We start from the raw sequence: 23454 nt of genomic DNA on the forward strand, positions 1-23454 counted from the left end.
CCTAAAACGGCATGAGCAATATACTAAAAAAGTCCCGAACAAATAATTTTCATGCGCTATATTCGATATACTGAAAATTATGCGGAAGAACGGCCAGAAAAGCCAATTGACTGGTGTTTTTCAGCAAAGCCGGTAAATTCCCTGGAACAGAAGGCCTTATACTTTAACAGGGCTATTTAGTAAGATGAGTTTGCTGCAACGAAAACCACTAAACGGTTTACAGCTAAACGTTGCCGTACAGGGTTGCCGGGAATTACTTTTCTTAATTGAAAGATGGACTATACTCTGCAATACACTGAAATATCAGTTGAGCTTTGCTTACAGGGGTTAAATTTTAGCAGAAGCTTGATCTGTATCTTTTCCGGTTGCACAATGCCTTGTGGGTAGATCAATCCGGTTTGTAAACAAAGAATAGCGGAACAGTCGATAAACCGACTGTCTTAGGGGGAATTAAAGGTATATGGATTTCAAGCTTTTGTTGAACGAACTACATAAATTCTTGTACTATTCGTAGATAAAAAAATATCACACCAAGGAATATACCTTTATTAAAGCAACAATTGTCATAACTAACCAGATGGAGTTTAAAATAGAATTGGCATATGCCTTTTTAAAATAGGTGTAGATAATCAGAAAGAAACATCCGATTATATTCATCAGTAAATATGCCGTAGACTGGCTCAGAATGTAATTCAAACTATTTAAACTATAGGCTAACAGAGAAAATACAGCGCCAATCCAGCCGATACTTTCAATAAAATATTTCCTGTAAATCATATTACTTACCCTTTTATACATCAAATGTAAGAAGAACGTTGATGCAAAAAAGTGTTAATTTTGCATAAATTTATGCATAAAATGAAATAGTTTCTTATGGAACTGCAGCAGATAAAATACTTTCTGGAATTATGCCAGGAATTGCACTTTGGAAATACCTCTGAAAAAGTATTTATTACTCAATCGGCTTTAAGCCGGCAGATAAAAGCACTGGAAGAGGAACTGGGTCTAACTCTTTTTGAACGCAACAAACGGAATGTAAAACTTACCGTTGCCGGCAAATTCCTGAAAGAACACTGGCAGCAATTACTCACAGAAATCAACAGTATTCATAAGCAAGCAAAACAAATCAACGACGGGTATTATGGATCTATCAGTATGGGGTATCCGGGTTCCATTGCTTACAGCTTTTTACCAGAATTGCTCACCTCAATTAACCAACAGTTGCCTGATTTAAAAGTAGAATTGGTTGAGCCTACCGATATTACCTTTGAACAATACTTATTACAATACCAGATGGATATTGGGTTTAGAAGAGAACCAGCCGTAAATCCATCGTTGCAATCGCTGAACTTGTACTCAGAAAATTTCGCTCTCATTGTTCCCGCAAATCATTACCTGACAGATGAAAATTTTACTAGTCTGGCTACCCTGAAAAATGAAAAATTCATTTTGTCGGGCTTGCATCACAACACAATATATGTCGCTAGCCTGCATGCCATGTTTAATGCATATCAGTTTACCCCGAATGTGTATATAGAATCTGATTTTGGCGCAACCATTCTCAGCCTGGTAGCCAAAGGTCTGGGGATTTCTATTTTACCTGGTTCATATGCCTTTAGTACACAGCCGGGTATCCGCTTTATTAAACTTCCGCACAAAGCCAGTTTATATGTTACCTGGCGCAAAGACGACACCAATCCTATCTTAAAAAATGTACTGCGAATTGTGCAACAGGTAAGTGTAAAATTTATAGAAAAAAGCTAATAACAGTTGCTTTTATCTTTACGCAATATACTGCAAATCAATTTTTTAACAATAAATACTTAATGCATTTCTACAGCACAGCTTCCTATTCCGGGCCGGTAAAAATTGAACTGCACATTCGGATGATCGGCCATTAAGGACATCGGGACAGAAGTATCTATAATTTTTTTAGCTATCATATACGTAGTCAGGCGCTGCCCAAAGGGATTATCATGTGTTCCGGCATGCCAGATAGAGACTTTGTCTGCTTTCCAGGTTTCAACTGGACCCACGGTAATGGCTTTTGTTGGGACCATGGCTATATTTCCTCCACCCGACGTACGGGCATTCTGGGCAATAGTTATGGGGTGTAAGTCTACTACGCGGGTAGCCAGCTGGCGGTACTCCCCTGGTGTAGGTGGCTGATCTTTGTAGTTGCCTTCCCGTTTGGGTGGATCGTTAAATGCCCAATGTTTGATATCACCCTGGCCGCCTTGCATTAAGGCACAGCGTACGCCCTCCCAACTTTTGCGGAATGCCATGGTATCGGCTTTGGGAAAATGCAGGTTTTCGTCGGGCATCACTAAAGTTGCATGAATCCGGTTAAAGCACAGCTCCCGGTCGGCCCGTTCAAACGAAAGCGGATGATCTGGTGCAACTTCTCTGCCATCCATATACCATTCATCCATTCCCCAGAAATGAGCAGATTTGAGAGAAATGCCCAGTTCATTCACTATTCTTGCTACCAGCGGCAACTGCTCCGTTGGGCCAATAGGTCCGCAAACACCTACTGGATTATCCGGCGTAGACTGCTTCCAAGCTGTAATATATTCCAGAGCTTCGGCCAAGTAAAAATCCTCCAGGGTATCGTAAAAAACGACGGTAAATCCTGGCCGCGAAAGCTTGAGCAGTTGATCTGGCGTTAGCTGAGCCACTTCCTGGATCAGGTCATTTTCAAGGGTAGTATAATCCCACCAATCTGGGGCAATAGAACTGATTTTACGTGGCATTGCGTATAGGTTTATAAAGTAATAGAATAACAACTTGCAAAAATACTGTCAACTCAAAAACCTTCTTCCAGGCTTTTCTCATACAGCTGGTCAATCAAATAATCGTTCCCCAGATCCTTCAGCGGATCGGTATCTGGTGCACAGAAGCCATAGTGTAGATGCCGCCTCCACCCTTCTGCATACTGAAACTTGCCCGACATTCGCCCGATTTCCAGAGACATGTCTTCCATCGTTTGCAAATAAGAATTTAACTTCTGGCTTACATCCAGCCAGTTTTGCTGGCTCTGATGAGCTTTCAAGGCTTCCATTTTAGTCTCATGCACGGCATTGGTTTGTATATAGGCTCCGGCTCTAATGCGGCGGCGTAAGCTGTCTCGTAATCCGTGGGGCAAGCAATGATAAATTGTGCTATCGTAGGTTGCTACGGGTTGCTCCGGAGTAGACTGAAAGTTGGGCATCCCACGGGCAAAAGTAGCCGTCACAGCCAGCCGGCAGGTAGTAGTATGATCTTCCATATAGTCAGCTGGTGAATGAGTTAAGACAATGGCAGGCTTCACTTCCCGGATAATGGCAGCCAGGCGGCGAAGTGTTTTCACCTCATACATAATCTCCAGGTCATTGCATAAAGGCAGATGAAAGTGAGCCCCCAGAATACTGGCCGCTTCTTTGGCTTCCAGCAGCCGGACTCTCCGGGTAGTGGCAGCATCGTATTCCACACTGCCACAATTGCCGGATGAAATATTCAGGTAATGAATTTCGTACCCTGCTTTTTTTAGCAGCAGCAAGGTACCAGCCATCATCAGTTCAATATCATCGGGATGTGCCCCAATTGCAATTGCTGTTTTCATACAACACTAAACTTTTTGCCTGATTAATTTACGCTTACCGGTTTGCCAGTAGCTGCCGACTGGTCTGCTGCAAAAATAATCTCATGCGAGCGCAGGGCATCTTGCAAGCTGGTGAGTGGCATTTCTACCCCTTTATCAATAGCATCAAAAAAAGCTTCAAACTGCCGTTGATACGGATGGTCGGCTACATCGCCAGAATCTAACATATTCATGGCCAATGTACTCCACTGGTGCCGGTTTGTTCCCAGTTTCATAGAGTGAAACTTATTATCCAGCAAGCTGCCTTCACTGCCGCACAGGTGGGTATGAAAATAATAAGGTTGCAGACAGTCTACAATGGCGGCACATTTTCCTACCCGTCCGCTTTTAAACTTCAGTATAGTTACGCTACTAGTTGCATATTCATAGGGTTCAAACAGCTTGCTTCTGGATTTGGTATCGTAACTGGATACCTCTTCCACATCGGTGCCCATACACAACAACAAGGCATCCAGCGCATGGCAACCAGCGGTAAGCAAAGCACTCCCTCCGGCATCTTTGCGGATATTCCAGCGGTAAGGGCTATACCAGGGACCAATGCCATGATAATAATCTATTTCGCCATAATGAATATCGCCCAGTAAGCCCTGATCGATTACGGCTTTTGTAGCCATAAACTGACTAGAATACCGTACCTCAAAACAGACACAGGTTTTTACCCCGGCTTTTTGTACTGCTGCTTCCACCGTTTTGCAGTCTTCCCAGGAAAGCGAAAGGGGTTTTTCTACAATAATATGTTTACCTGCTTCGGCTGCGGCCACGGCGTGGTCTTTATGCTGATAGGGATAGCTGCAAATAGAGACAACTTGCAGCGAAGGGTCTTTCAGCATTTCTGGCAGGTCTGTATAGGTTTTAATGGCAGAACCGTGTCTGGCACTGACTTCTGCATCGTTGAGGGTGCGGGAGGAATAAACAGCAGTAACCTGGGCAGTACCTGTTGCATTAATGGCATTAATATGGGCAGTAGCTACCCAACCATAGCCGATGATACCTACATTATATTTTTTCACGTAGTTAGTAGGGGTTAGTGGTGCAAAAAATAATTTAAGGTGTTGTTACGACCGAAAGTAGAGATTTACGCTTTAAAGCACAATACATTTCTGGTATTTTCCTCCGGACTTTGCCTTTGCTAGGGCGCTGCGAGAAATCGTTCAATGGCTTGTAATTCATGTGCCATTAGTTCTTCCATCGTTACCATATCCAGGGTGGATGGGGCTTCTACAAAAATCAGGTTCTGATGCTCGAATACATACTTAAAAAATAAACTTGCCCGCTTCATGTGAAAATCCGAGGTAATCACCACAATAGTTCCGGGCGTATATTTTTCGATAATAGGTTTAGCCAGAAGGGCATCTTCCATGGTATGCGAACTAAGTACATATTCCAGGAATCTTTCCTCATGAATGCCCTTGTCCACCAGGTATTGTTTGGCATATTGGGCATGTGGGGTAGCGGTCGTATTGAAATGGGGGCCAAATCCGCCAGTGCAGCAAATGTAAAAATCCTGGTTATGCATATAAAACCTCCAGGCCGTATTTAACCGGTTTATTGCCATTTCACTGAGTTTGCCAGTATCAGAGTTGGGTGCTCCCAGTACGATTAGTATATTCATTAGCTGTTTATGTTAGCCTAAAACCTATATATTTATAAAAATACCTAAACCTAGGTATTGTAAGTATGCTGATTATCAACTACATTTATTTTATCAATCAAGATTTGCTTTTATCCGCCAGCTATTTATTCAACCAGGTTTATGTGAATTATAACCGTGGCATACGCTGATTCAATTCTTATTTGTAGTTCGTCAGGGTGAAAGCAGCGCAGCCGATGCTTTTGTTTGCTTTTCTTTTCCTGGCATGGCCCCTTGTGATGAAACAGCATTTTAGCTCTTTCACAATCCGGTTCTGTACAAACTGGCTATAAAGGAATGTACGGCAACATGATTTTTTCTACGTAAAACTCCCGTTTCTGGTAGCCATTTAGTTTACCTGTTTACTCCTGCTTCTACAGCCTTCAAATAATCCCTAACAAAGTTTTTATTCTCATTTTTTCACACCTAATCCATACGAATATGAAAGCATTATTGTTAGTTACCGGGCTATTTCTCTTATTATCCGCAACTTTAGTTGCCCAGAAACATCCCTTGGTAGGCACCTGGGAAGTAGTATCTATCAAAGGTACCGATGTAGATGGAACAAAAATCTCTCTGGACGGCTCACAGTTCAAGGAGACCAAAATTATTACCCCTACCCATTATATATTATTTACCGAACGTAAACAAGGAGACTCCCTGGTTTTTGATAAAGCCATTGCAGGCACTGTCCGGCTGGAAGGTAACAAATATATTGAAACTCCTATGTATTATTCCGACCCAGCGCATGGAAAAGGCAAAACAGATTTTACTTTCCGGGTAGAAGGAGATAAATTTATCCAATCCGGTACGTTTACTACACCCGATGGCAAAACCGGCAAGCTGGATGAGCTTGTATTCAAAAAAGTAAAAGAAGCTACTCCTGCCAACCCACAAGTTGTTGGCGCATGGAACCAGTTATCCTCCTCGGGGGTAATGTCTAATGGGGATAAATGGTCACATACCAATGCCACGCATATTCGTTTTCAAATCGTTTCGCCCAGCCACTGGATGGTTATCCGGTACAAAGACAATGCCTTTGAAAATGCCATGGGTGGCACTTACCGGCTGGAGGGGAATAAAATCTACCCTAATGTTGAACTGTCTTCTTACCCGCTACATAACCTGAAAGCGGAACTAACCTACCGGGTGGAAGGAAATAAAATGTACTGGAATGGAATAGTGCAAGATGCCAATGGCAAATTCTCTATAGACGATGTATATGAACGTGTAGACTCCAAAGCTGTAAAAACAGTGGCCAGATAATAATTACTTTATTAGGCATATTCATTCCCTGTTTCATCCTAGACCCATAGGTTATACTAGGTTGAATAATAGTATGCTGGTCCTAACCCAGGATAAGTAAGTTCACCGGGGTTAGGTACCAGCGTAACTCAACAGCAAACCATCAGGCCAATTTATTTTTCTTTAGGAGAATTTAGACGAATCTTGTAATTATTTATAGAAAAAGCTGTATTTTGGGAGTTTTATGCATCCGGTCAGTTTACTTTTACATACATGCGGCTAGTATACATATTGCTAAAAAAACATAGCACTCTCTGCTTTGTAACCCTTTTGTTTCTGTTTGGCTCATACGCCTGTGTTACCAGAAAGACCACCTCTACCCAAGCCTCTCCCCTTTCTGCCGGGCAAGCTGCCCAAGCATCTGCCACCGACTCTCCCCAGGATAACTTTTACTCCACCAATGATCAGATTATAGCCAGGGGGCAGCAATTGTTTGAAACCAACTGCACGGCTTGTCATAGTTTCCGGCAAAAAGGTATTGGGCCAAACCTGGCAAATGTTACTACCGAAGTATCGGCAGACTGGCTGACAAAGTTCATTAAAAATGCTCCGCAGGTTATTGCTTCCGGCGACAGCAGAGCCGTAAAATTGCTGGAAGAATATAAGCAATACATGCCTGCTTTTCCTACCTTATCAGAAGCCGACTTGCAGGCCATTGCCTCGTATATTCACAAAAATCAGTACCAGGCAACTGAAGGAGCGGAAAATGAAGTAGCCGGACTGGCAGACCCTATCCCGGCTAAAATTGCTAAATCCGGGCTCCAACTGGTGCTGGAAGAAGTTACCACTGCTCCGCCCACAGCTGATAAAGTACCCCTGGCCCGGATCAACAAAATGCTGGTTCTTCCAGGTAAAACCAACCGCTTATTTATTCAGGATCTGCGGGGAATTTTGTACGAGATGAAGGGCAAATCGCTGCACGCCTGTATGGATTTAAACAAAGAGGTACCCGGATTTATTCATACCCCAGGCCTGGCCACCGGATTTGGCAGTTATGCCTTTCATCCGGAATTCTACAAGAATGGGTTGCTGTATACGACTCACTCCGAAAAAGCCCATGCTGCACCTGCTGATTTTGCCTATGCAGATTCTATCCGGGTATTTTTGCAGTGGGTCGTGATGGAGTGGAAGATCACTGATCCGGCGGCAGCCACCTTTTCCGGAAAAACCCGGGAACTGTTCCGGGTAAACATGGAATCCAATATACATGGAATGCAGGATATTACCTTTAATCCACAGGCTAAGCCTGGCTCCCCGGATTATGGCATGCTGTATATTGGTATTGGCGATGGCGGTTCCTCCGAACATGGCTTTCCCTTTATTTGTAACAGCAATAAAACCATCTGGAGCTCCGTACTCCGCATAGACCCGCAAGGTAAAAACAGTACCAATGGCCGCTATGGAATTCCTGCCTATAATCCCTATGCGAATGATAATGATCCGGAAACACTGGGAGAAGTTTTCTGCCGGGGCTTCCGCAACCCTAACCGGATAATCTGGACACCGGATGGAAAAATGCTGATTACCGATATTGGCCATGCCAATGCCGAAGAAATAAATATTGGTAAACCCGGCGCAGATTACGGTTGGCCTGAACGGGAAGGCACATTCGTTATTAATCCCAGAGCTAAAATGGATAGAGTATTTGTCTTGCCTGTAAACAATGAGGCTATCGAATATACTTACCCGGTAGCCCAGTACGACCATGATGAAGGCAAAGCCATCTCTGCCGGGTATGTGTATCCGGGAAAAGCTATTCCGCAACTTACCGGCAAATATATTTTTGGCGACATCGTAAACGGGCGGGTATTTTATGTGGAGAATAAGGAGTTAACGCTGGGCAAACAAGCACCCGTACAGGAAATGGACATCCTAGTGGATGGAAAACTTACCAACTTTCAGGACTTAAGCGGCAGCAAAAAAACCGACCTTCGCTTTGGCGTGGGAATGAACAACGATATGTACTTGTTTACCAAAGCCGACGGAAAGATTTATAAAATTACCGGGTGTAAAACAAACTGATTACTACTTGTAACGCTTTGGTTTACTTTTTTACGATGCCGATTACATTGGGAAGTGGCCAGTATTGTGTGTTGGCATCACTTTCCCAGAAGCCAGTTTCATAGCTGCCCATTTTCTCTATCTTTTTGCCATTTGTATTCACATACAAAGATGTTTCCGGCCCGCCTTCCAGGTACATTACATTTTTAATATTCAGCGGCAACGAAAGCAGAATCTCACTGAACTGACGGATCGTGTACGGAGACCTGGTAAAAATCCACAGTACATTTCCTTGTTCATCCATGGCCCAAAGCACCATGCTCCACTTGCCTTTCTGCTTGTTGTCTACTACCTGTTTATTGCAGGCAATGAGGCTGATAGATTGGGAGAAGGATTGATATTTTGTTTGCAACAGCGGCCAGTCCTGGCATTTCATGTCAATAATCTGGATAGGCGCCACACTGCTATCTTTGCGGTTAAAGGCAAGTATCGAATTGTAATTATTTATCTTCCGGAAGTTGGGGTTATTGACATGGGCAAAATTTTTCATATACCCCATATTCGAAAGCTGATCGTCCAGGTTGAACTGCCCTGCATTCACACAGGCTAGCAATTTCTTCTCTTTGCACCACTCAGGGGCCGTTTTGTGTTGTTTTCCGTTTTCAGAGGCTGCGATCAATTTAAAGCCATACCGGTTAGGGTTTATCCGGATTACCGTAATCTTAGAATCGCCGATAAAGGATTTTTGCGGAGAGGCGAGTTCAGCCGTTTCCAGACCCACATCTATCGTCTGCCAGGGTATTTCTGCCAGCCTGTGCTGCACGGCGGTATTGTGCATGGCAGGTGTTGGTGCCGGCAGATTTACCTCCAGGCGCTGGTAGGAAATACAGCCAAGGCTTATTGTACAGGCAGTTATTAGTTTTTGTAACACAGGAAGTTTGAACAGATTAAGAAGGTAAACAATTTCAGGAAATGTGCCAGTTGTTGATCCGAAAGCAGCACAGCCGGATGCCAAGTTAGCTGAAAATGTATTCAAAATAAATTAGCTTCCGATAAACTATTCACTTTACATGCAGGGGGGCAAGGGAGTACTGGTTTAGCGCAGCTATGTATCTGTATAACTTCGTCCTTTTGCGTATATTTATCTATTGGACCTCAACTGACAAGGGTATCCTTTGATATTTTTTTCATTTTCTACAAATAGTATGGATGCTACAAAAAAAGTGATTGACTACGATATACCCGGATCTAATACACAGGAAGGTTTAATAGATCTGGTGAAAGATTACATCCGGGATGGCTGGCAACCTTTTCATGGACCGTTTATGAGAGAAGAAAAGCGGGGCATGGATGATGAAACGGAAATATGGATCTATCAGCCGATGATTAAGTATGAGGAGTAGAAAAACAGGTTCGGTTTAAGCTAATTTTCTTGACAGCAGCATTGGTTAATCGCCTACTTTTTCTGTAGCTTAAAGCATGCTCAAGTATGTACTTACCCTTCTATATTTGTTCACTTTCGTTTGGGCAGCAGCCAGGGAAATTAAACTGCAGTCGCCGGATGGTAAAATAGAAGTCCGGATTCAGAATGAACAGAATCTGACCTATAGTATTTATATACAGAAAACACTGTTACTGGATCGTTCTGTCATCGACCTGGAACTGGATAACGGAACCCGCCTCTCTGCCGACCTTTCAATTGCTTCCGTTAAACGGAATCAAATACGAACTACTATCACCTCCCCTGTTCCGGAAAAACGCCGCATTATTCCTGACCACTATACGCAGGTAGAAATTCGTTTCCGGCAACCCTACAGCCTGATTTTCCGGGTATACGATGATGGGGTAGCTTACCGCATGGTTACCCATTTTCCGGATTCTATCGTTATTAAAAACGAGCTAGCCCTTTTCAACTTTGCGAAGGCAGGTAAAGCATGGTGCCCGTTAGTAAAACCCCGCCAGGATGCCGACCAGTTTCATACAGCTTTTGAAGAAGACTATACCATTAAGCCGCTCGATAGTCTTGCAACTTCTCACCTGATGTTTACACCAGTACTGATTCAGGCGCCGCCAAAGATTAATGTCTTAATTACGGAAGCTGATCTGGTAGACTTTCCAGGGATGTTTCTCACTGGCACTTCTGCAAATTCACTCAGAAGCAGTTTTGCCCCCTATCCGCTGGAAGAAAAAATGGTAGGCGGCGAATTTCCTCAGAAAATTGTAACGAAGCGGGCCGGTTATATTGCCAGAACTATTGGCACCAGGAGCCTTCCCTGGCGGGTAATTGCCCTATCTACCGACGACAAAAGCCTTCCATCGAATGATATGGTCTACCGTCTGGCAAGCCCCTCCAAAGTACAAGACCTTTCCTGGATCAAACCTGGCAAAAGCACCGAAGAGTGGATTATTGGAAGCAACCTGTACAACGTGCCCTTTAAGGCTGGCATTAACACAGCTACTTACAAATATTATATAGATTTTGCCAAACGCTTTGGGTTTGAACGGATACTCCTGGATGCCGGATGGTCAGACAATACCGATTTATTTCAGATTAATCCGGAGATTAATATGGAAGAAATTGCCTCTTATGCGAAAAAGAATAGCATCGGTTTAAGTTTATGGACCCTGGCCTCTACCCTAGACCGCCAGCTGGAACCAGCGCTAGAGCAGTTTACCAAGTGGGGTGTTGACTTTATTATGACGGACTTTATGGACCGCGACGATCAGAAGACAGTCAATTTCCATCATCGCATTGCCGAGGCGTGTGCCCGCCATAAAATTATGCTCATGTTTCATGGCTCTTTTAAACCAGCCGGCTTTAACCGCACTTGGCCGCATGCCCTCACCAGGGAAGGGGTACTAGGTTCAGAATATAACAAATGGAGCCGCCGGGCCACTCCTACGCACAATGTAACCCTGCCTTTTATCCGGATGGTGTCCGGCCCGATGGATTACGAACCTGGTTTATTGCAAAATGCGACGGAAGCATCTTTCCGGCCCATTGATCAGTATGTGATGTCCTTGGGAACCCGCTGCCATCAGATGGCCATGTTTGTGGTATACGATAGCCCCATGCAGTTTTTCTCAGGAAATCCGTCAACAGGTATGCAAGAACCTGAATTGATGGAACTGTTGGGAAGTATTCCCACCGTGTGGGACGAAACCAGTATTCTGGATGGAAAAGTAGGCGAATTTATTATTACCAACCGGAAGAAGGACAACACCTTCTATCTGGGCGCCATGACCAACTGGGAAACCAGGACATTTAGCATTTCATTAGATTTCTTAGGCGAAGGAGAATACCAGCTTACCGCCGCCGAAGATGGCATGAATGCAGACAGATATGCCGCTGATTACAAACTGACAACCAGAACGGTCCGCAAAGGAGACACCCTCGAAATTAACCTAGTCCCAGGTGGCGGCTTTCTGGGTAAGTTCCTGAAAGTGAGCAATTAATCATTCGTCAATAATCATTATAGCAATAAACTATCTACGCGGTGGGCATGAACCATTTGCCGGCTTGGCGACCATACAAATACGGTAAACCGGCCATCCTGTGAGGCAACCAGGGCCATAGAATCTTGCCGATCATAGGCGAATTGGGCAGCCGCCAGATGCCTGGTACCTCCATGCGTAGAAGGATGAACTGTTGTAATCTTATTGCCTACTACAGGTTCACTTACCATCATCTGTTTTACCATATCCTTACCGGCCCGCCTGATTTTTGCTCCAAAGGTTAGTAGTTCATACTGATCATTAATAAGTGTAGCTCCATCTACCGCCGTAAAACCAGTAATAATGCCTATTTCTCTGGCCACCGCATTTTTCCAGTAGAGTTCCTTTGTCTCCGTCACTTTTTCCTGCATCAGCCGGGAAAGGCCGCCAAAGGGAGGTTGTATGGTATATTTTAAAGGATGCACCACAGAGTCTGTCCAGGTTTGGGTACCGGCAGGGACGATCAGCAAAATTCCACCCCGCCCGTGTTCCCGCATGGATACAGCCAGTTGCACCAGTATATTTAAAGACCGGCTCTGGCTAAAGGTAGTAAAGTCAATTAAGGAGGTAAGCAAATCCGGACAATCTGTAAAGCTGGTGCTGTTCATGTCCACAATTTTTACCTGGTCGCCCTGCACAACAGCAATATTGGCAAACTTACCTACCCCGTTTATCCGGCGGTATTTTAACACCAGCAAACCAGGCTGAAATACATCTACCACTAAACATAAACTGGGCACGTCATAGCATATTCCCCAAACATATAATTCTCCTGCTTCCTGCCATATCCCCAAGTGCGTACCCGGACGTTCAACGCCAGGAGCTAGTTTAGTGAGGTTGCCTGGAGAAAAAAGAATAGCCTCGCTAAACCGCACCGCATCTTTTGCCCCTTCCATTGGAAGAAAAGCCATGGAAATTTTCGGATAGATTCCTTCTTCATGGCCAAGGCTTGTCCAGAAAGCCGTATTGATAATCGCCTCAATTTCCCTGGCGTGGGGTGCTGGGGCTAAGTCTTTTTCTTTATTGAGTCTGGCCATAGCCAGATAATGGGCAAAATGTTTTTCAACAGTAATAGCCACCTCTCTGGCTGCATGGTAAGGAGACTGGCGGCTCATATGACGAAGTTGATTAAGTTAAAGCTTGCTACGCCGGTTTTCAATTATTGTTTCCGCAGGTTGCATTCCGGTATTAAAACCTGCCCTAAAATACTAATAATGGCTATACATATCAAAATTCGGGAATTGTGCTATAAATAGTGCAGACAATCATGTAAATTGAATACTCTGCAATTTTTTATGACCATGAAAGAACATTTGTCACGCCGCCGGTTTATCCAATACTCCTCTCTGGGTGCAGCCACTCTCGGAACTGGCCTTACACACCCAAATCCGTCTGCTGAACCAGCAGAAATACAACGGTTACCCCGTGAAGTATGGATAGGTACAGTCTCCTTAACCGGCCTTTCTGCCGCTGATTCACAGGGCATGGTAGAAAAAGCACTGCATGTAATGCAGGCGCTGGTTCCGTTTAAGCCGGATATTATTTGCTTACCGGAATCTTTTGCGTTTACCAATATTCAGCAACCATTCTCTGTACCCAAAGTAGCTGAGAAAATACCCGGCCCAATAGCTACACCTTTTCTGAATTTCGCTAAAACGCACCGCTGCTATGTTATCTGCCCCACGTATAGCCTGCACAAAGGAAGTATTTACATAGCTGCTGTGTTAATTGACCGGACTGGCAACGTGGTGGGCGAATACCATAAGTGCCGGCCTACGGATGGTGAAATTGCCAGTGGTGTCCGCCCCGGTTCCTTAGATCCACCTCTGTTTGAGACGGACTTTGGTAAAATCGGCATCCAGATCTGTTTTGATATTAAATGGGAAGAAGGATGGCAAAGTCTGAAGGAAAAAGGCGCAGAAATTATTTTCTGGCCATCGGCCTATGGAGGCGGCCGCGAAGTGAATAGCCGGGCATGGCGGCATCAGGTATATGTAGTATCCAGTACACAGAAAGGCACTGCTAAGATTTGCGATGTTACCGGAGATGTACTAGCCCAAACCGGAAGCTGGCAACCCAACTGGACTTGTGGAAGTGTAAATCTGGAAAAAGCTTTTATCCTCACCTGGCCTGCTGTATCCTATTTTGGTAAAATTCAACAAACCTACGGCCGCAAAATCAAACTCACCACATTCGATGAAGAAGAATGGACTATCCTGGAAAGCCTGGATGCAGGGGTGAATGTAGCAGATGTTCTGAAAGAGTTTAACCTGCAACCTCAACACCAGGTACTCAAAACCGTAGCCGCCATCCAAAGCAAAAGCAGGTAGGAAAAGTAGTCAGTTGTTATTCTAAAACAGTTTTCCCCGTTCTGTGTGAATTTTTAGCTCGGGTTTGTTCTGTTGAATTGCTTCGATTACTTCTTTGGTAATAGTTGTTTCATTGATATATACATCTTCTAACGCAGGGAAATGAAGCAGATACAGCAAATTCCCATCTGTAATAGGTGTGGCCGATAAGTCAAGTAATTTCAGGTTTGGCAGGCTTGCCAGGTGAATCAATCCGGAACCTTTGATGCCTGTTTGTTGTAGATATAATTCCTGTAAACCCGACATCTGGCCTATGTGATACAAAGCATCATCGGTAATCTGACTGGCAATAAAAGAAGCTTTGGTAATGCTGGAAAACAAAGGCTGAATAGACAGCAAGTCATTATCTCCAAAACTGGCCACTGGAAAAGACATAGAAAGCGTAATGGCTTTTTCTTCATACGGATCAATTTGCAGTACGTAGTTATTGTCTTCCTGCGAAACCGTTTTGATTAGCTTTTCTAAACCTTGCTTCTGTAAAAATCTGGCTTGTTGCTGCGCTTCTACCTCAGTTAGATAACTCAGTACTAAGGCTCCGACCTCACGGTCTTTAGAGGCTTCCTGCACTTTTATGGTCGTATCTGCCCCTGTATCTATCCACCAGGAGAGGAGTTTAATTTCTTCTTTTGTCAAGGATACCTTCCCTTTGGGGGGCATCCGGTCTTCATCTTCCTGGGGTAATATTACTCGTTTGTACAACTCACTTTCGGCTGCAGTTCCAGGCTTTAGGGTGGGGTGTTCACTTTTCCCTCCTTTTAGCAAGTGCTGGTAAGAGGTCATGATCAGGTCGCCTTTTGCTTTGTTTTCGTTGTGGCAGCTCATACACTTTTTATTCAGTACCGGCACAATCATATCTTCATACACCAGCATCTCTTCCAGTGGTTTGGGTTCCCATGCTGCTTCCGCAGATCTGAACGCCGGCATGTATTCAGTTAAATATTCTTCTCCATGCGTTAACGATCCCCCCTGGTGGCTGGTGAATACAAGAATAAAATTAGCCATCACCAGGGAAGAAAGGTAATATGCATAGGTACTAATTGAAGAGGAACGGTGGTAACTTAAAAATAGAAACAAAGCTACTGCTGAAAAAGAGGTTAACAACACTCCGCCCCACATATGTTGCTGCATGGTGTTTCCCACATATTCCCCTGTGTAATACAGCATAAAGCCCATACCTACCGAAGCCAGACTTCCAACCAAACTAATGCCTAGCAGGAAACCAATGGTAGCAGCGGATACAGGCAGCCAGCGGAATTTTCTGGCTAGTTCAAGTAGCAGAGTTATACAAACCAGTACAACCGGAAAATGAATAACCAGCGGATGAAACCGGCCCAAGAAATAAACAATGCCAGGAACTGCCGCTTCTGTTGGCCTAACAAAAGGTAAAAACAGAACAGCAATTCCTATCAATAAAAACAGGAAGCGGTACTGTATCAGCTTTTTTATAACTACCCTTCTCTCTAAATAATCTTTCTGCATTCCACAACTGACAAATGCCCAAGGGCTGGTAACTACTTATGCATATATTTCACTTAACTCCCCGGTGCTGTCGGCAAAGCATTCCAGAGGGATATCCAGAATCCGCATCATGGACAGATACAGGTTAGATAAAGGTGTATTTTTCTCAAATTGGAGGTTTTGTCCCGTCTTTAGCATGCCGCCACCTTTGCCTCCTACTACCACAGGCAAATTATAGGGAGAATGCCTATTGCCGTCCCGCAGCTCAGAACTATACATAATCATACAATTGTCCAAAACGTTGCCCTCTCCTTCTGGGAAAGACTTAAGTCTTTCCAGAAGATAGGCATATTGCCCTACATGCCATTGATTAATCCGCTTGTATTGCTCCAATACATCCAAGTTATTCTGGTGGTGAGAAATCTGATGATGGCTGCCATGTACGCCTTCCAGGAAAGAAAAATTACGGTTGCTGACCGAGTTGCCAAACATAAACGTACTTACCCTGGTGGCATCACTCCAGAAAGCTAGTGCCATAATATCCAGCATCTGCCGGGTTTTCTCAGTAATATCGGTGCCGAGGTACATTTCAGCCTCTTCTATGCGCATGTTCAGGTGTACTAGTTCTTTTTGCAGTTCTGGGGTAATCTGATGTTTGAAAGCTTTTATCTGCTCTTCATTGTCAATGCGTTTTTCTACCGAACGGATAGATTCCAGGTATTCTTCAAGCTTATCCTGATCGGAACGGCCCAGTTTACGCTGCAGTGCATCGGTGTCTTCCTTCACAATATCCAGTACACTTTGTTTCCAGGGATCATTTTTGGGTTTGGTATTAGGCAGCACCGAGCGGAACAGGCGATCGAAAGCCATGCGGGGTTCTATCTCTTTGGAGCAGGGCATACTGGGTGTTTTCCAGGAAATATTGCAGCCATATAACCTGGTGAAGCCCACATTGGTATCTATGCCTGGGCTAATCTGCTCCAGGCCATATTGCAGGGAATCAAATACTGTTTCCTGGCCTTTATGTTTAGCAATAATCTGGTCTAGGGAAATGCCGCCGCTATCCAGATTATCCCCAGTAGTTTTATAAATCGGCAGGCTGGTAAGAATATTGGCTGTTTTGGCATAGTGGCCGTCTGCGCCCGGGAAATTCGAATATTTGTTGGTTAGCTCATTGAGTACCAGAATGTCGTCTTTCACCTTAGTTAAGGGTTGTAAGATGGGTGAAAGTTCAAAGTTCCGGCCAGTCTGGGCAGGTGTCCACATATCCGGATGCACCCCGTTCGGTACATATAGAAAGGCAAAGCGTAAAGGTTTTTTAGGCATTGTATATATGCTTTTCCCAGGAGGAACCATCGCCTGCAAAAACGGCAGGGCAATACATGCACCTAAACCTTTTAACATACGCCGACGGGAGATGTGCCATTTACTCATGTGCCTTATTTTTTAGTGATTGACTTAAACTTATCTGTACCATCATTTACCTTGTACCGGAACGGATAACTGTTTACTAATTCTATGATAAACTTCTCGGTATGAAAATCATTTTCCAGCAGATTATCTACTAACCCTTTCATATAGGGTTCATCAATAAATTCCACAGACCGTCCAATGGAATAGGTAAACATCTTTTCGGCCAGAACCCTAGCAAAATTCTCTTCTTTGGTCAGCAGGATCTTTTTCAACTCAGCAGGTCCGCGAAAGATTTCTCCACTGGGCAAGGTATCCCAGGCAACAATCGGCTGATCGCCATACGAAGTACGCCAACGGCCTACCGCATCAAAATTTTCCAGGCCAAAACCTACCGGGTCCATTTTTTTATGGCAGCTCATGCAGTCAGGTTTAGAACGGTGCAATACCAGCAGATCGCGGATACTGGCGTTTTCTGCGGCTGCCTCCTGTTCGGGTAACTGACCAGCATCTGGTGGTGGTGGAGGGGCAGGTGTGCCTAATATCTCTTCCAGTACCCATTTTCCACGTAGCACCGGACTGGTTCTGATAGGCAGAGAAGTAGCTGTTAATACACTTCCCATCCCCAATACGCCACCTCTTGTACGGTCTTGCAGGGGTACTTTCCGCATCTGTTCTCCCTCTACACCAGCTATGCCATAATGCTTTGCCAGTTCTTCGTTCAGGAATGTATAATCACTATCGATTAGATCTAGGAAGTTGTGGCTGCTGGTTAACACATGATGGAAATACTCGACCATTTCCTGATACATGGCTTTCCTGAGAGACGGAGTAAACTCCGGATACCGTTCCGGGTCTACCGGACTGTTGTCTTTCAATTTACTGATCCCAAACCACTGCGTAGCAAAACTTTCAGAAAACCGTTTTGCTTTGGGGTCTCTCAGCATGCGTTTTACCTGTTTATTCAAAACGGCCGGATTGTGCAGATTTTCGCGGTAAGCTACTTCAAACAGTTCCTGGTCGGGCAAGGTAGACCATAAGAAATACGACAAGCGGTTTGCCAGCTCAAAATTACTTAAGGCAAATGGCTGTCCCAGCGGCTGTTCATCTTCAATGCGGTACAAAAATTTGGGTGAAAGCAACACAGTTTTGAACGTTTCTTTTAAGGCTATATCGTAGCGGGTTTCGTCTTCTGTTCCTTCATATACTTTCCTGAATAGGTCAAGCAATGGCTCTTTTTCTTCTGGTTTTAAGAAACGCCGGTAGGCTTTACTGGCAAAGGGTACAATCACCTTCTCTGCTTCAGTTACGGCTTTATCGGAAGAAGAATAGTCAGAAAAAAGTCTCAGAAACCAGTTGACGAATGCTTGCCACCAAGATTCTTTGTAGGGGTTAGGAACCAGCTGACGCCATACTTTTTTGTCTGAATACGCTTTGTCTAGTATAGTTTCGGCGGCTTCATAATACCGTTCCATTTTGAGCGGAGTCAGGAACATGGTACGGGCAAAATTATCAAAACCGGCACCTCCCGAACCATCCGCTGGGAAGTAGGCTTTGGCATCAAAATCCACACCGGTTAAACTAAGTACCGAATAGCGGTATTCATCGTGGCTCAACCGTCTGGCTACTACCCGGCCAGGATTGCCGGCCCCTTCTTTCAGGGCTTTTGCCAGTATTTCATTAATGCTTTTTATAAACCTGGCTTGGTCATCCATTGACATGGGAGGCTCACTTTGAGGGGGCATCTCTCCTGCCTGCACTTGCTTCAATGCCTTCATCCACAAATGGCCTGCCCGGGTGATTCTTCCTTCACTGTCTATTCCATCCAGCTGCACCCCTCCTTCCATTTTGCTTTCTTTGTGGCACGAAACGCAATGTTTTTCCACAAGTAGGCGGAGGTCTTTCAGTGCTTCAGATTCAGGCTCGGCAGCATATGCGGATAAGGAAATACATAAAAAAAAGAGCCACGCCCCTCTTACTTTTTTTAGCATGCCAAATTCAGCTGGTTTATTTTACTGGAAAATATCCGGAAAACAACTTCATGAAAGAGTAAGCCATCTCCCTAGAATGCAGCATAAGTTACTAGTATTTTGCTACAAATAGAATTATTTATTGAAAAAACTGAATTTTTACTTAAAATATTCTTTTCAATAAGCTAATTGAGGGAACGTACCCGCTTGTGCACTGTCTGAATGGGTAAATAACATGCTCAATCAGGAAACCAACCTTGCCCCTACTTGCCTTTTTGTACTTTGCCGGCTGTTACTTTACACGTTGGTAGGTTTGCAAGGCTGCTTTATCTCCCTGGGCTTGCAACACTTTCTTCAACCCATCCATGTTAAGGGTAAGCCCCACTTCTGCATCTGGAGCTGTATCTTCGTTAATAATGCCAAAAGGTCCGCGGTAATTACTGGCCCGCACAATCCGGATCATTTCCTGCTCGGCATCACCCTGGCCAATGGGCACTACCTTCACCGGATTTCCTTTTTTCAGCCCGGAAAGATTAACCGCCATCAGGTGAGGAAGTATTTTAGGAAAGAACTGAGGGAAGCGGTCGATATGCGTTTCGGCGTGGTGAAAATTATAAACAATACCAATATTGGGCATTTTCAGGTACTCGATAATAGCCAGTTGATTTTCCGGTTCACCGTACCAGCCTCCGTGATTATACAGCCCAAATGAACACCCAATTTCTGCGGCTTTCTCGGCAATGTATTTTACAGGCTTGGCATGTATCCTTATTTTTTCTTCCTGGCTCATCGTATCCAGGCCTTTAATTCCGGCTACCATACACCAGATCTGGGTTTTTACGCCATGCCGCTTTAATAGATCTAAAATAATCGGCAGGTTCTTGTCTTTCTCTGGCTCAGGCCCGGAATAGAGCCAGAAGGCTTGCAGGTTGATATTGTGCTTTTTCAAAGCTTCCAGTTCTTCGTCAAAGGTAGGAATGTGCTTTTCGCGCCAGTCGTAGGCTAGTTTGGTAATGCCCAGTTTATTGAGCATTTGGGCACGTTCTACTGGTCCGCGTTCTTTTACATCGAAAGGTACAATACACCAGGCAATCAGATTTTCCCTGGCAAAAACAGATGTATTTTTCGTAGTATTTTGTGCAGACAAGGGTTGGTGAAGACATACAAACCAGAGGGCAAAACTTATAGCTATAATCTTTGTCTGAAGAACTCCGGTATTGTTTTCTGAATAAGCAACGGGCTTGTAAAGACAGGTACCTGATGATTTCATAACTGACATAGGAGATTTGTATAAATGCTGAAAAACAAAAAATCAGGCAGATTTAGCTAAGGCAATGATGTCTTTGCCCTCCAGAATGTCTCTGTTCCGGCCTACGTTAACGGTGTTGATCATGGCCAAGCCTAATTCCTGCAGGGTACAGAAGTACTGTGGAAACGTGGCTCTCCCAAACGGATACAGCCAGGAAATATACTTATAATAAGGCGAGGTATTTTTCATGCCCTTTGTCGGACGCATAAACCCTGGCCGGAAAGCAAACACTTTTTTAAAAGGCAGCTTCATCAGGTCATTTTCGGTTTTGCCTTTTACCCTGGCCCACATACTCCGGCCTTTTTCCGAGCTATCCGTACCGGCGCCAGACACGTAACAAAAAGTCATATCCGGGTTTAATTTACTGAGGATGCCTGCTACATGAAGCGTTAAGGTATAAGTCTTCTGGTAATATTCCGGCTCTTTCATTCCCACAGACGATACTCCCAGGCAGAAGAAGCAGGCATTGTATCCACTCAGTTGTGGTTCTAATGGCGTTATATCAAAAAAATCTTTGTGAATAATTTCCGTCAGTTTCGGGTGGGTTACACCGCCGGGTTTGCGGTTGATCACCAATACTTTTTCTACTTGCGGATGTTGCAGGCATTCATGCAAGACCCCTTCGCCCACCATACCAGTGGCACCAGTAATTATAGCCCGTATTTTTGTTTGTGTGTTCATTTGGGTGGTTGTTTAATACGCCTACGAATGGGCGGCAACAAAATTGTATGAGGGTATAAATTAAAGAATATTTGTCATAGTTTGATTAAAAAAACTATATTGAAACACTTTATGTGACATTTTTTTCAACCAACCTTTTACCTGTTTTTTATCATTTCCATGCTAAAATTTCAACTACCTGCTTTTTTATTCTTCCTCCTGATACTTCCTTTCGCCGCTGCTACAGCCCAGATAAAGGAGGATAAAAAGGACTGGAAGCCGCTGTTCAATGGCAAAGACCTGGCTGGCTGGGACATTAAAATTTCCGGGCATCCCCTCAATGAGAACTATAAAAATACCTTCCGCTACGAAAATGGCATGGTCCGCATTTCGTATGACGAGTACCAGAACTTCGATAATAAGTACGGCCATATGTATTACAAAGAGCCCTACTCGCATTATATTCTCCGTTTCCAATACCGCTTTACTGGCAACCAGACGCCAGGTGGGGCCAACTGGAATGTACGGAACAGTGGGGTAATGTATCATTCGCAACCAGCCAGTAGTCTCACCATGGATCAGGAATTTCCAGTATCCCTGGAGTTTCAAACCTTGGGTGGGCTTGGCAAGGGCGAACGGCATACTGGTAACCTGTGTACACCTGGCACCATTGTGCATATGAACGGCAAGCTCAATCCTAACCATTGTATCGATTCTGATTCCAAAACGTATGATGGCGATGGTTGGGTAAAAGCCGAAATAGTTGTACTAGGTGATTCCTTACTTACGCATCTTATTGAGGGAGATACGGTACTTAGCTATTACCGGCCTCAGATTGGAGAGGAATACTGGGCACAGGGAAGAGAAGATGCCTATACCAAAGTCTGGAAAGATAAAAATGGCATGGCATTGAAGGAAGGCTATATTGCCCTGCAAGCCGAAAGCCACCCGATAGATTTCCGGCAGGTAGAATTATTGAACTTGAAAGGCTGTATGAATAAGTCTTGTAAAAGTTACCGGCCGTATTTTGTGGTGGCTGGCGAATGTGATTGTACAACAAAGCCAAAAGGTAAACCATAAGTTATTTCTACTTTTTACTGATACCTACCTGTTACGACATGAAAGCAACTTACCACTTATTTATTTGGGGCAGTTTATTAATTGGATTAGCTGCCTACCGGTTTCCTTTTATTCCTTCCACTGAAAAGCAACCTGCCAAAGCTATATCGGAAATAAAGAAAGACTTTGTTTTTGGTGATCAACGTCCTTTTGCCCAGTGCCATGCTTCTACGCTCGTGCGGACGACAGATAATCAGTTTCTGGTAGCATGGTTTGGTGGTACCCGCGAAAAACACGATGATGTAGGCATCTGGCTTTCTAAAGGCATACCTGGTAAATGGTCAGCACCCAAAGAAATAGCTAAAATCCGGGAAGATGCGCACTGGAATCCGGTACTATTCAATTTGCCTTCTGGAGAGATTATGCTCTATTTTAAAGTAGGAAAAACCATTGATTTCTGGGAAACCTGGTATATCATTTCAGGCGATAATGGCAGCACCTGGTCTGAGCCCAAGGAACTGGTACCTGGAGATAAAGGCGGCAGAGGCCCAGTACGCAACAAGCCAATTATTCTTTCCAATGGTACCTGGCTGGCACCTGCTTCTGATGAGAAAAATAAGGTCTGGAATGCGTTTGTAGACATCAGTGAAGATGGCGGCAAAACCTGGAAAGCAAATAATTTTATTGCGCTCGACCGGAAACTCATCCCAAACGAAGGAGTCATTCAACCTACCCTGTGGGAATCATCTCCGGGAAATGTGCATATGCTCCTTAGAAGTTCGGCAGGTGTTATTTGCCGCAGCGACTCCAAAGATTATGGCAAAACCTGGACGCCAGTTTACAAAACGTCGCTTCCAAATCCCAATACTGGCATTGACCTGACCAAACTATCTGATGGCACCTTAGTATTAGTATATAACAAGGATAATAAAAACTGGGGTGAACGTCAGCCAATTTCTCTTACGGTATCTACGGATAATGGCAAAACCTGGTCCCCGGCTACTGACCTGGAAACGGGGCAAAAAGGAGATGAATTTTCTTATCCTTCCATTATCAGTTATGGCGACAGTGTAGCAGGCACCTTTACCTGGAAACGGCAACGCATTGCCTTCTGGACGGCAAAAGTGAACTAGCGAACTGTAGAACAG

The 23454-nt window shown here is 44.3% G+C and carries 20 protein-coding genes; 8 read left to right on the forward strand and 12 right to left on the reverse strand.

What is annotated here, in order from left to right; all coding sequences use genetic code 11:
* Positions 1-525: 525 nt before the first annotated feature.
* Positions 526-798 (reverse strand): CBU_0592 family membrane protein, encoded by a 273-nt coding sequence (locus Q0590_RS37770; RefSeq protein ID WP_436714344.1) that lies wholly within the window; start codon positions 796-798, stop codon positions 526-528.
* Positions 799-873: 75 nt separating this feature from the next.
* Here Q0590_RS37770 and Q0590_RS09890 point away from each other — a divergent pair, with 75 nt between their 5' ends.
* Positions 874-1764, forward strand: coding sequence for a LysR family transcriptional regulator (locus tag Q0590_RS09890; protein ID WP_302037362.1), 891 nt, complete (start codon positions 874-876; stop codon positions 1762-1764).
* 59 nt (positions 1765-1823) lie between these two features.
* On the opposite strand, the gene Q0590_RS09895 is transcribed toward Q0590_RS09890, so the two are convergent.
* From Q0590_RS09895 to Q0590_RS09910, 4 genes are all read right to left on the reverse strand, one after another.
* A complete protein-coding gene (locus tag Q0590_RS09895) occupies positions 1824-2753 on the reverse strand; it encodes a sugar phosphate isomerase family (RefSeq protein WP_302037363.1) in 930 nt (309 codons plus the stop codon).
* A 53-nt stretch (positions 2754-2806) separates the two neighbouring features.
* Complete coding sequence (locus Q0590_RS09900) at positions 2807-3601, reverse strand: PIG-L deacetylase family protein (RefSeq protein WP_302037364.1); 795 nt, start codon at positions 3599-3601, stop codon at positions 2807-2809.
* Positions 3602-3624: 23 nt separating this feature from the next.
* Complete coding sequence (locus Q0590_RS09905) at positions 3625-4650, reverse strand: Gfo/Idh/MocA family protein (protein ID WP_302037365.1); 1026 nt, start codon at positions 4648-4650, stop codon at positions 3625-3627.
* A 119-nt stretch (positions 4651-4769) separates the two neighbouring features.
* Positions 4770-5252 (reverse strand): YdcF family protein, encoded by a 483-nt coding sequence (locus Q0590_RS09910; protein ID WP_302037366.1) that lies wholly within the window; start codon positions 5250-5252, stop codon positions 4770-4772.
* Positions 5253-5711: 459 nt separating this feature from the next.
* Here Q0590_RS09910 and Q0590_RS09915 point away from each other — a divergent pair, with 459 nt between their 5' ends.
* The gene (locus Q0590_RS09915; protein WP_302037367.1) at positions 5712-6536 is read left to right on the forward strand and encodes a hypothetical protein; all 825 of its coding nucleotides are present in this window, start codon (positions 5712-5714) and stop codon (positions 6534-6536) included.
* Positions 6537-6788: 252 nt separating this feature from the next.
* Positions 6789-8597 carry a PQQ-dependent sugar dehydrogenase gene (locus Q0590_RS09920; protein ID WP_302037368.1) on the forward strand — a complete coding sequence of 603 codons (1809 nt, stop codon included), beginning with the start codon at positions 6789-6791 and terminating at the stop codon, positions 8595-8597.
* Between the two features lie 22 nt (positions 8598-8619).
* On the opposite strand, the gene Q0590_RS09925 is transcribed toward Q0590_RS09920, so the two are convergent.
* Positions 8620-9612: a phosphodiester glycosidase family protein gene (locus Q0590_RS09925; RefSeq protein WP_302037369.1), complete on the reverse strand. Its 993-nt coding sequence runs from the start codon at positions 9610-9612 to the stop codon at positions 8620-8622.
* 169 nt (positions 9613-9781) lie between these two features.
* Between Q0590_RS09925 and Q0590_RS09930 the strand changes: the two genes are divergently transcribed.
* Together Q0590_RS09930 and Q0590_RS09935 are read left to right on the forward strand one after the other, a co-directional pair.
* Complete coding sequence (locus Q0590_RS09930; RefSeq protein ID WP_302037370.1) at positions 9782-9979, forward strand: hypothetical protein; 198 nt, start codon at positions 9782-9784, stop codon at positions 9977-9979.
* Positions 9980-10055: 76 nt separating this feature from the next.
* A complete protein-coding gene (locus Q0590_RS09935; protein WP_302037371.1) occupies positions 10056-12032 on the forward strand; it encodes a glycoside hydrolase family 97 protein in 1977 nt (658 codons plus the stop codon).
* Positions 12033-12049: 17 nt separating this feature from the next.
* On the opposite strand, the gene Q0590_RS09940 is transcribed toward Q0590_RS09935, so the two are convergent.
* Complete coding sequence (locus tag Q0590_RS09940) at positions 12050-13186, reverse strand: putative sensor domain DACNV-containing protein (RefSeq protein WP_302037372.1); 1137 nt, start codon at positions 13184-13186, stop codon at positions 12050-12052.
* 180 nt (positions 13187-13366) lie between these two features.
* Between Q0590_RS09940 and Q0590_RS09945 the strand changes: the two genes are divergently transcribed.
* A complete protein-coding gene (locus Q0590_RS09945) occupies positions 13367-14401 on the forward strand; it encodes a nitrilase-related carbon-nitrogen hydrolase (protein WP_302037373.1) in 1035 nt (344 codons plus the stop codon).
* 21 nt (positions 14402-14422) lie between these two features.
* Here the strand turns inward: Q0590_RS09945 and Q0590_RS09950 are convergent, their stop codons facing one another.
* The 5 genes from Q0590_RS09950 to Q0590_RS09970 all read right to left on the reverse strand — a co-directional run bounded on the left by Q0590_RS09950 (position 14423) and on the right by Q0590_RS09970 (position 21268).
* Positions 14423-15919 carry a c-type cytochrome domain-containing protein gene (locus Q0590_RS09950; RefSeq protein ID WP_302037374.1) on the reverse strand — a complete coding sequence of 499 codons (1497 nt, stop codon included), beginning with the start codon at positions 15917-15919 and terminating at the stop codon, positions 14423-14425.
* A 36-nt stretch (positions 15920-15955) separates the two neighbouring features.
* Positions 15956-17332: a DUF1552 domain-containing protein gene (locus Q0590_RS09955; RefSeq protein ID WP_302037375.1), complete on the reverse strand. Its 1377-nt coding sequence runs from the start codon at positions 17330-17332 to the stop codon at positions 15956-15958.
* A gap of 5 nt (positions 17333-17337) precedes the next feature.
* The gene (locus Q0590_RS09960) at positions 17338-19299 is read right to left on the reverse strand and encodes a DUF1592 domain-containing protein (RefSeq protein ID WP_302037376.1); all 1962 of its coding nucleotides are present in this window, start codon (positions 19297-19299) and stop codon (positions 17338-17340) included.
* A 271-nt stretch (positions 19300-19570) separates the two neighbouring features.
* Positions 19571-20425 carry a sugar phosphate isomerase/epimerase family protein gene (locus Q0590_RS09965; protein ID WP_302037377.1) on the reverse strand — a complete coding sequence of 285 codons (855 nt, stop codon included), beginning with the start codon at positions 20423-20425 and terminating at the stop codon, positions 19571-19573.
* Positions 20426-20590: 165 nt separating this feature from the next.
* On the reverse strand, positions 20591-21268 hold the full coding sequence (locus tag Q0590_RS09970; protein ID WP_302037378.1) for an NAD-dependent epimerase/dehydratase family protein: 678 nt from the start codon (positions 21266-21268) through the stop codon (positions 20591-20593).
* 159 nt (positions 21269-21427) lie between these two features.
* On the opposite strand from Q0590_RS09970, the gene Q0590_RS09975 reads away from it, so the two are divergent.
* Complete coding sequence (locus Q0590_RS09975; protein WP_302037379.1) at positions 21428-22327, forward strand: 3-keto-disaccharide hydrolase; 900 nt, start codon at positions 21428-21430, stop codon at positions 22325-22327.
* A 38-nt stretch (positions 22328-22365) separates the two neighbouring features.
* Entirely contained in the window at positions 22366-23439 is a 1074-nt protein-coding gene (locus Q0590_RS09980) for a sialidase family protein (protein WP_302037380.1), read from the forward strand.
* Positions 23440-23454 lie beyond the last annotated feature (15 nt).

Source organism: Rhodocytophaga aerolata, assembly GCF_030503435.1.
Lineage (GTDB): Bacteria > Bacteroidota > Bacteroidia > Cytophagales > 172606-1 > Rhodocytophaga > Rhodocytophaga aerolata.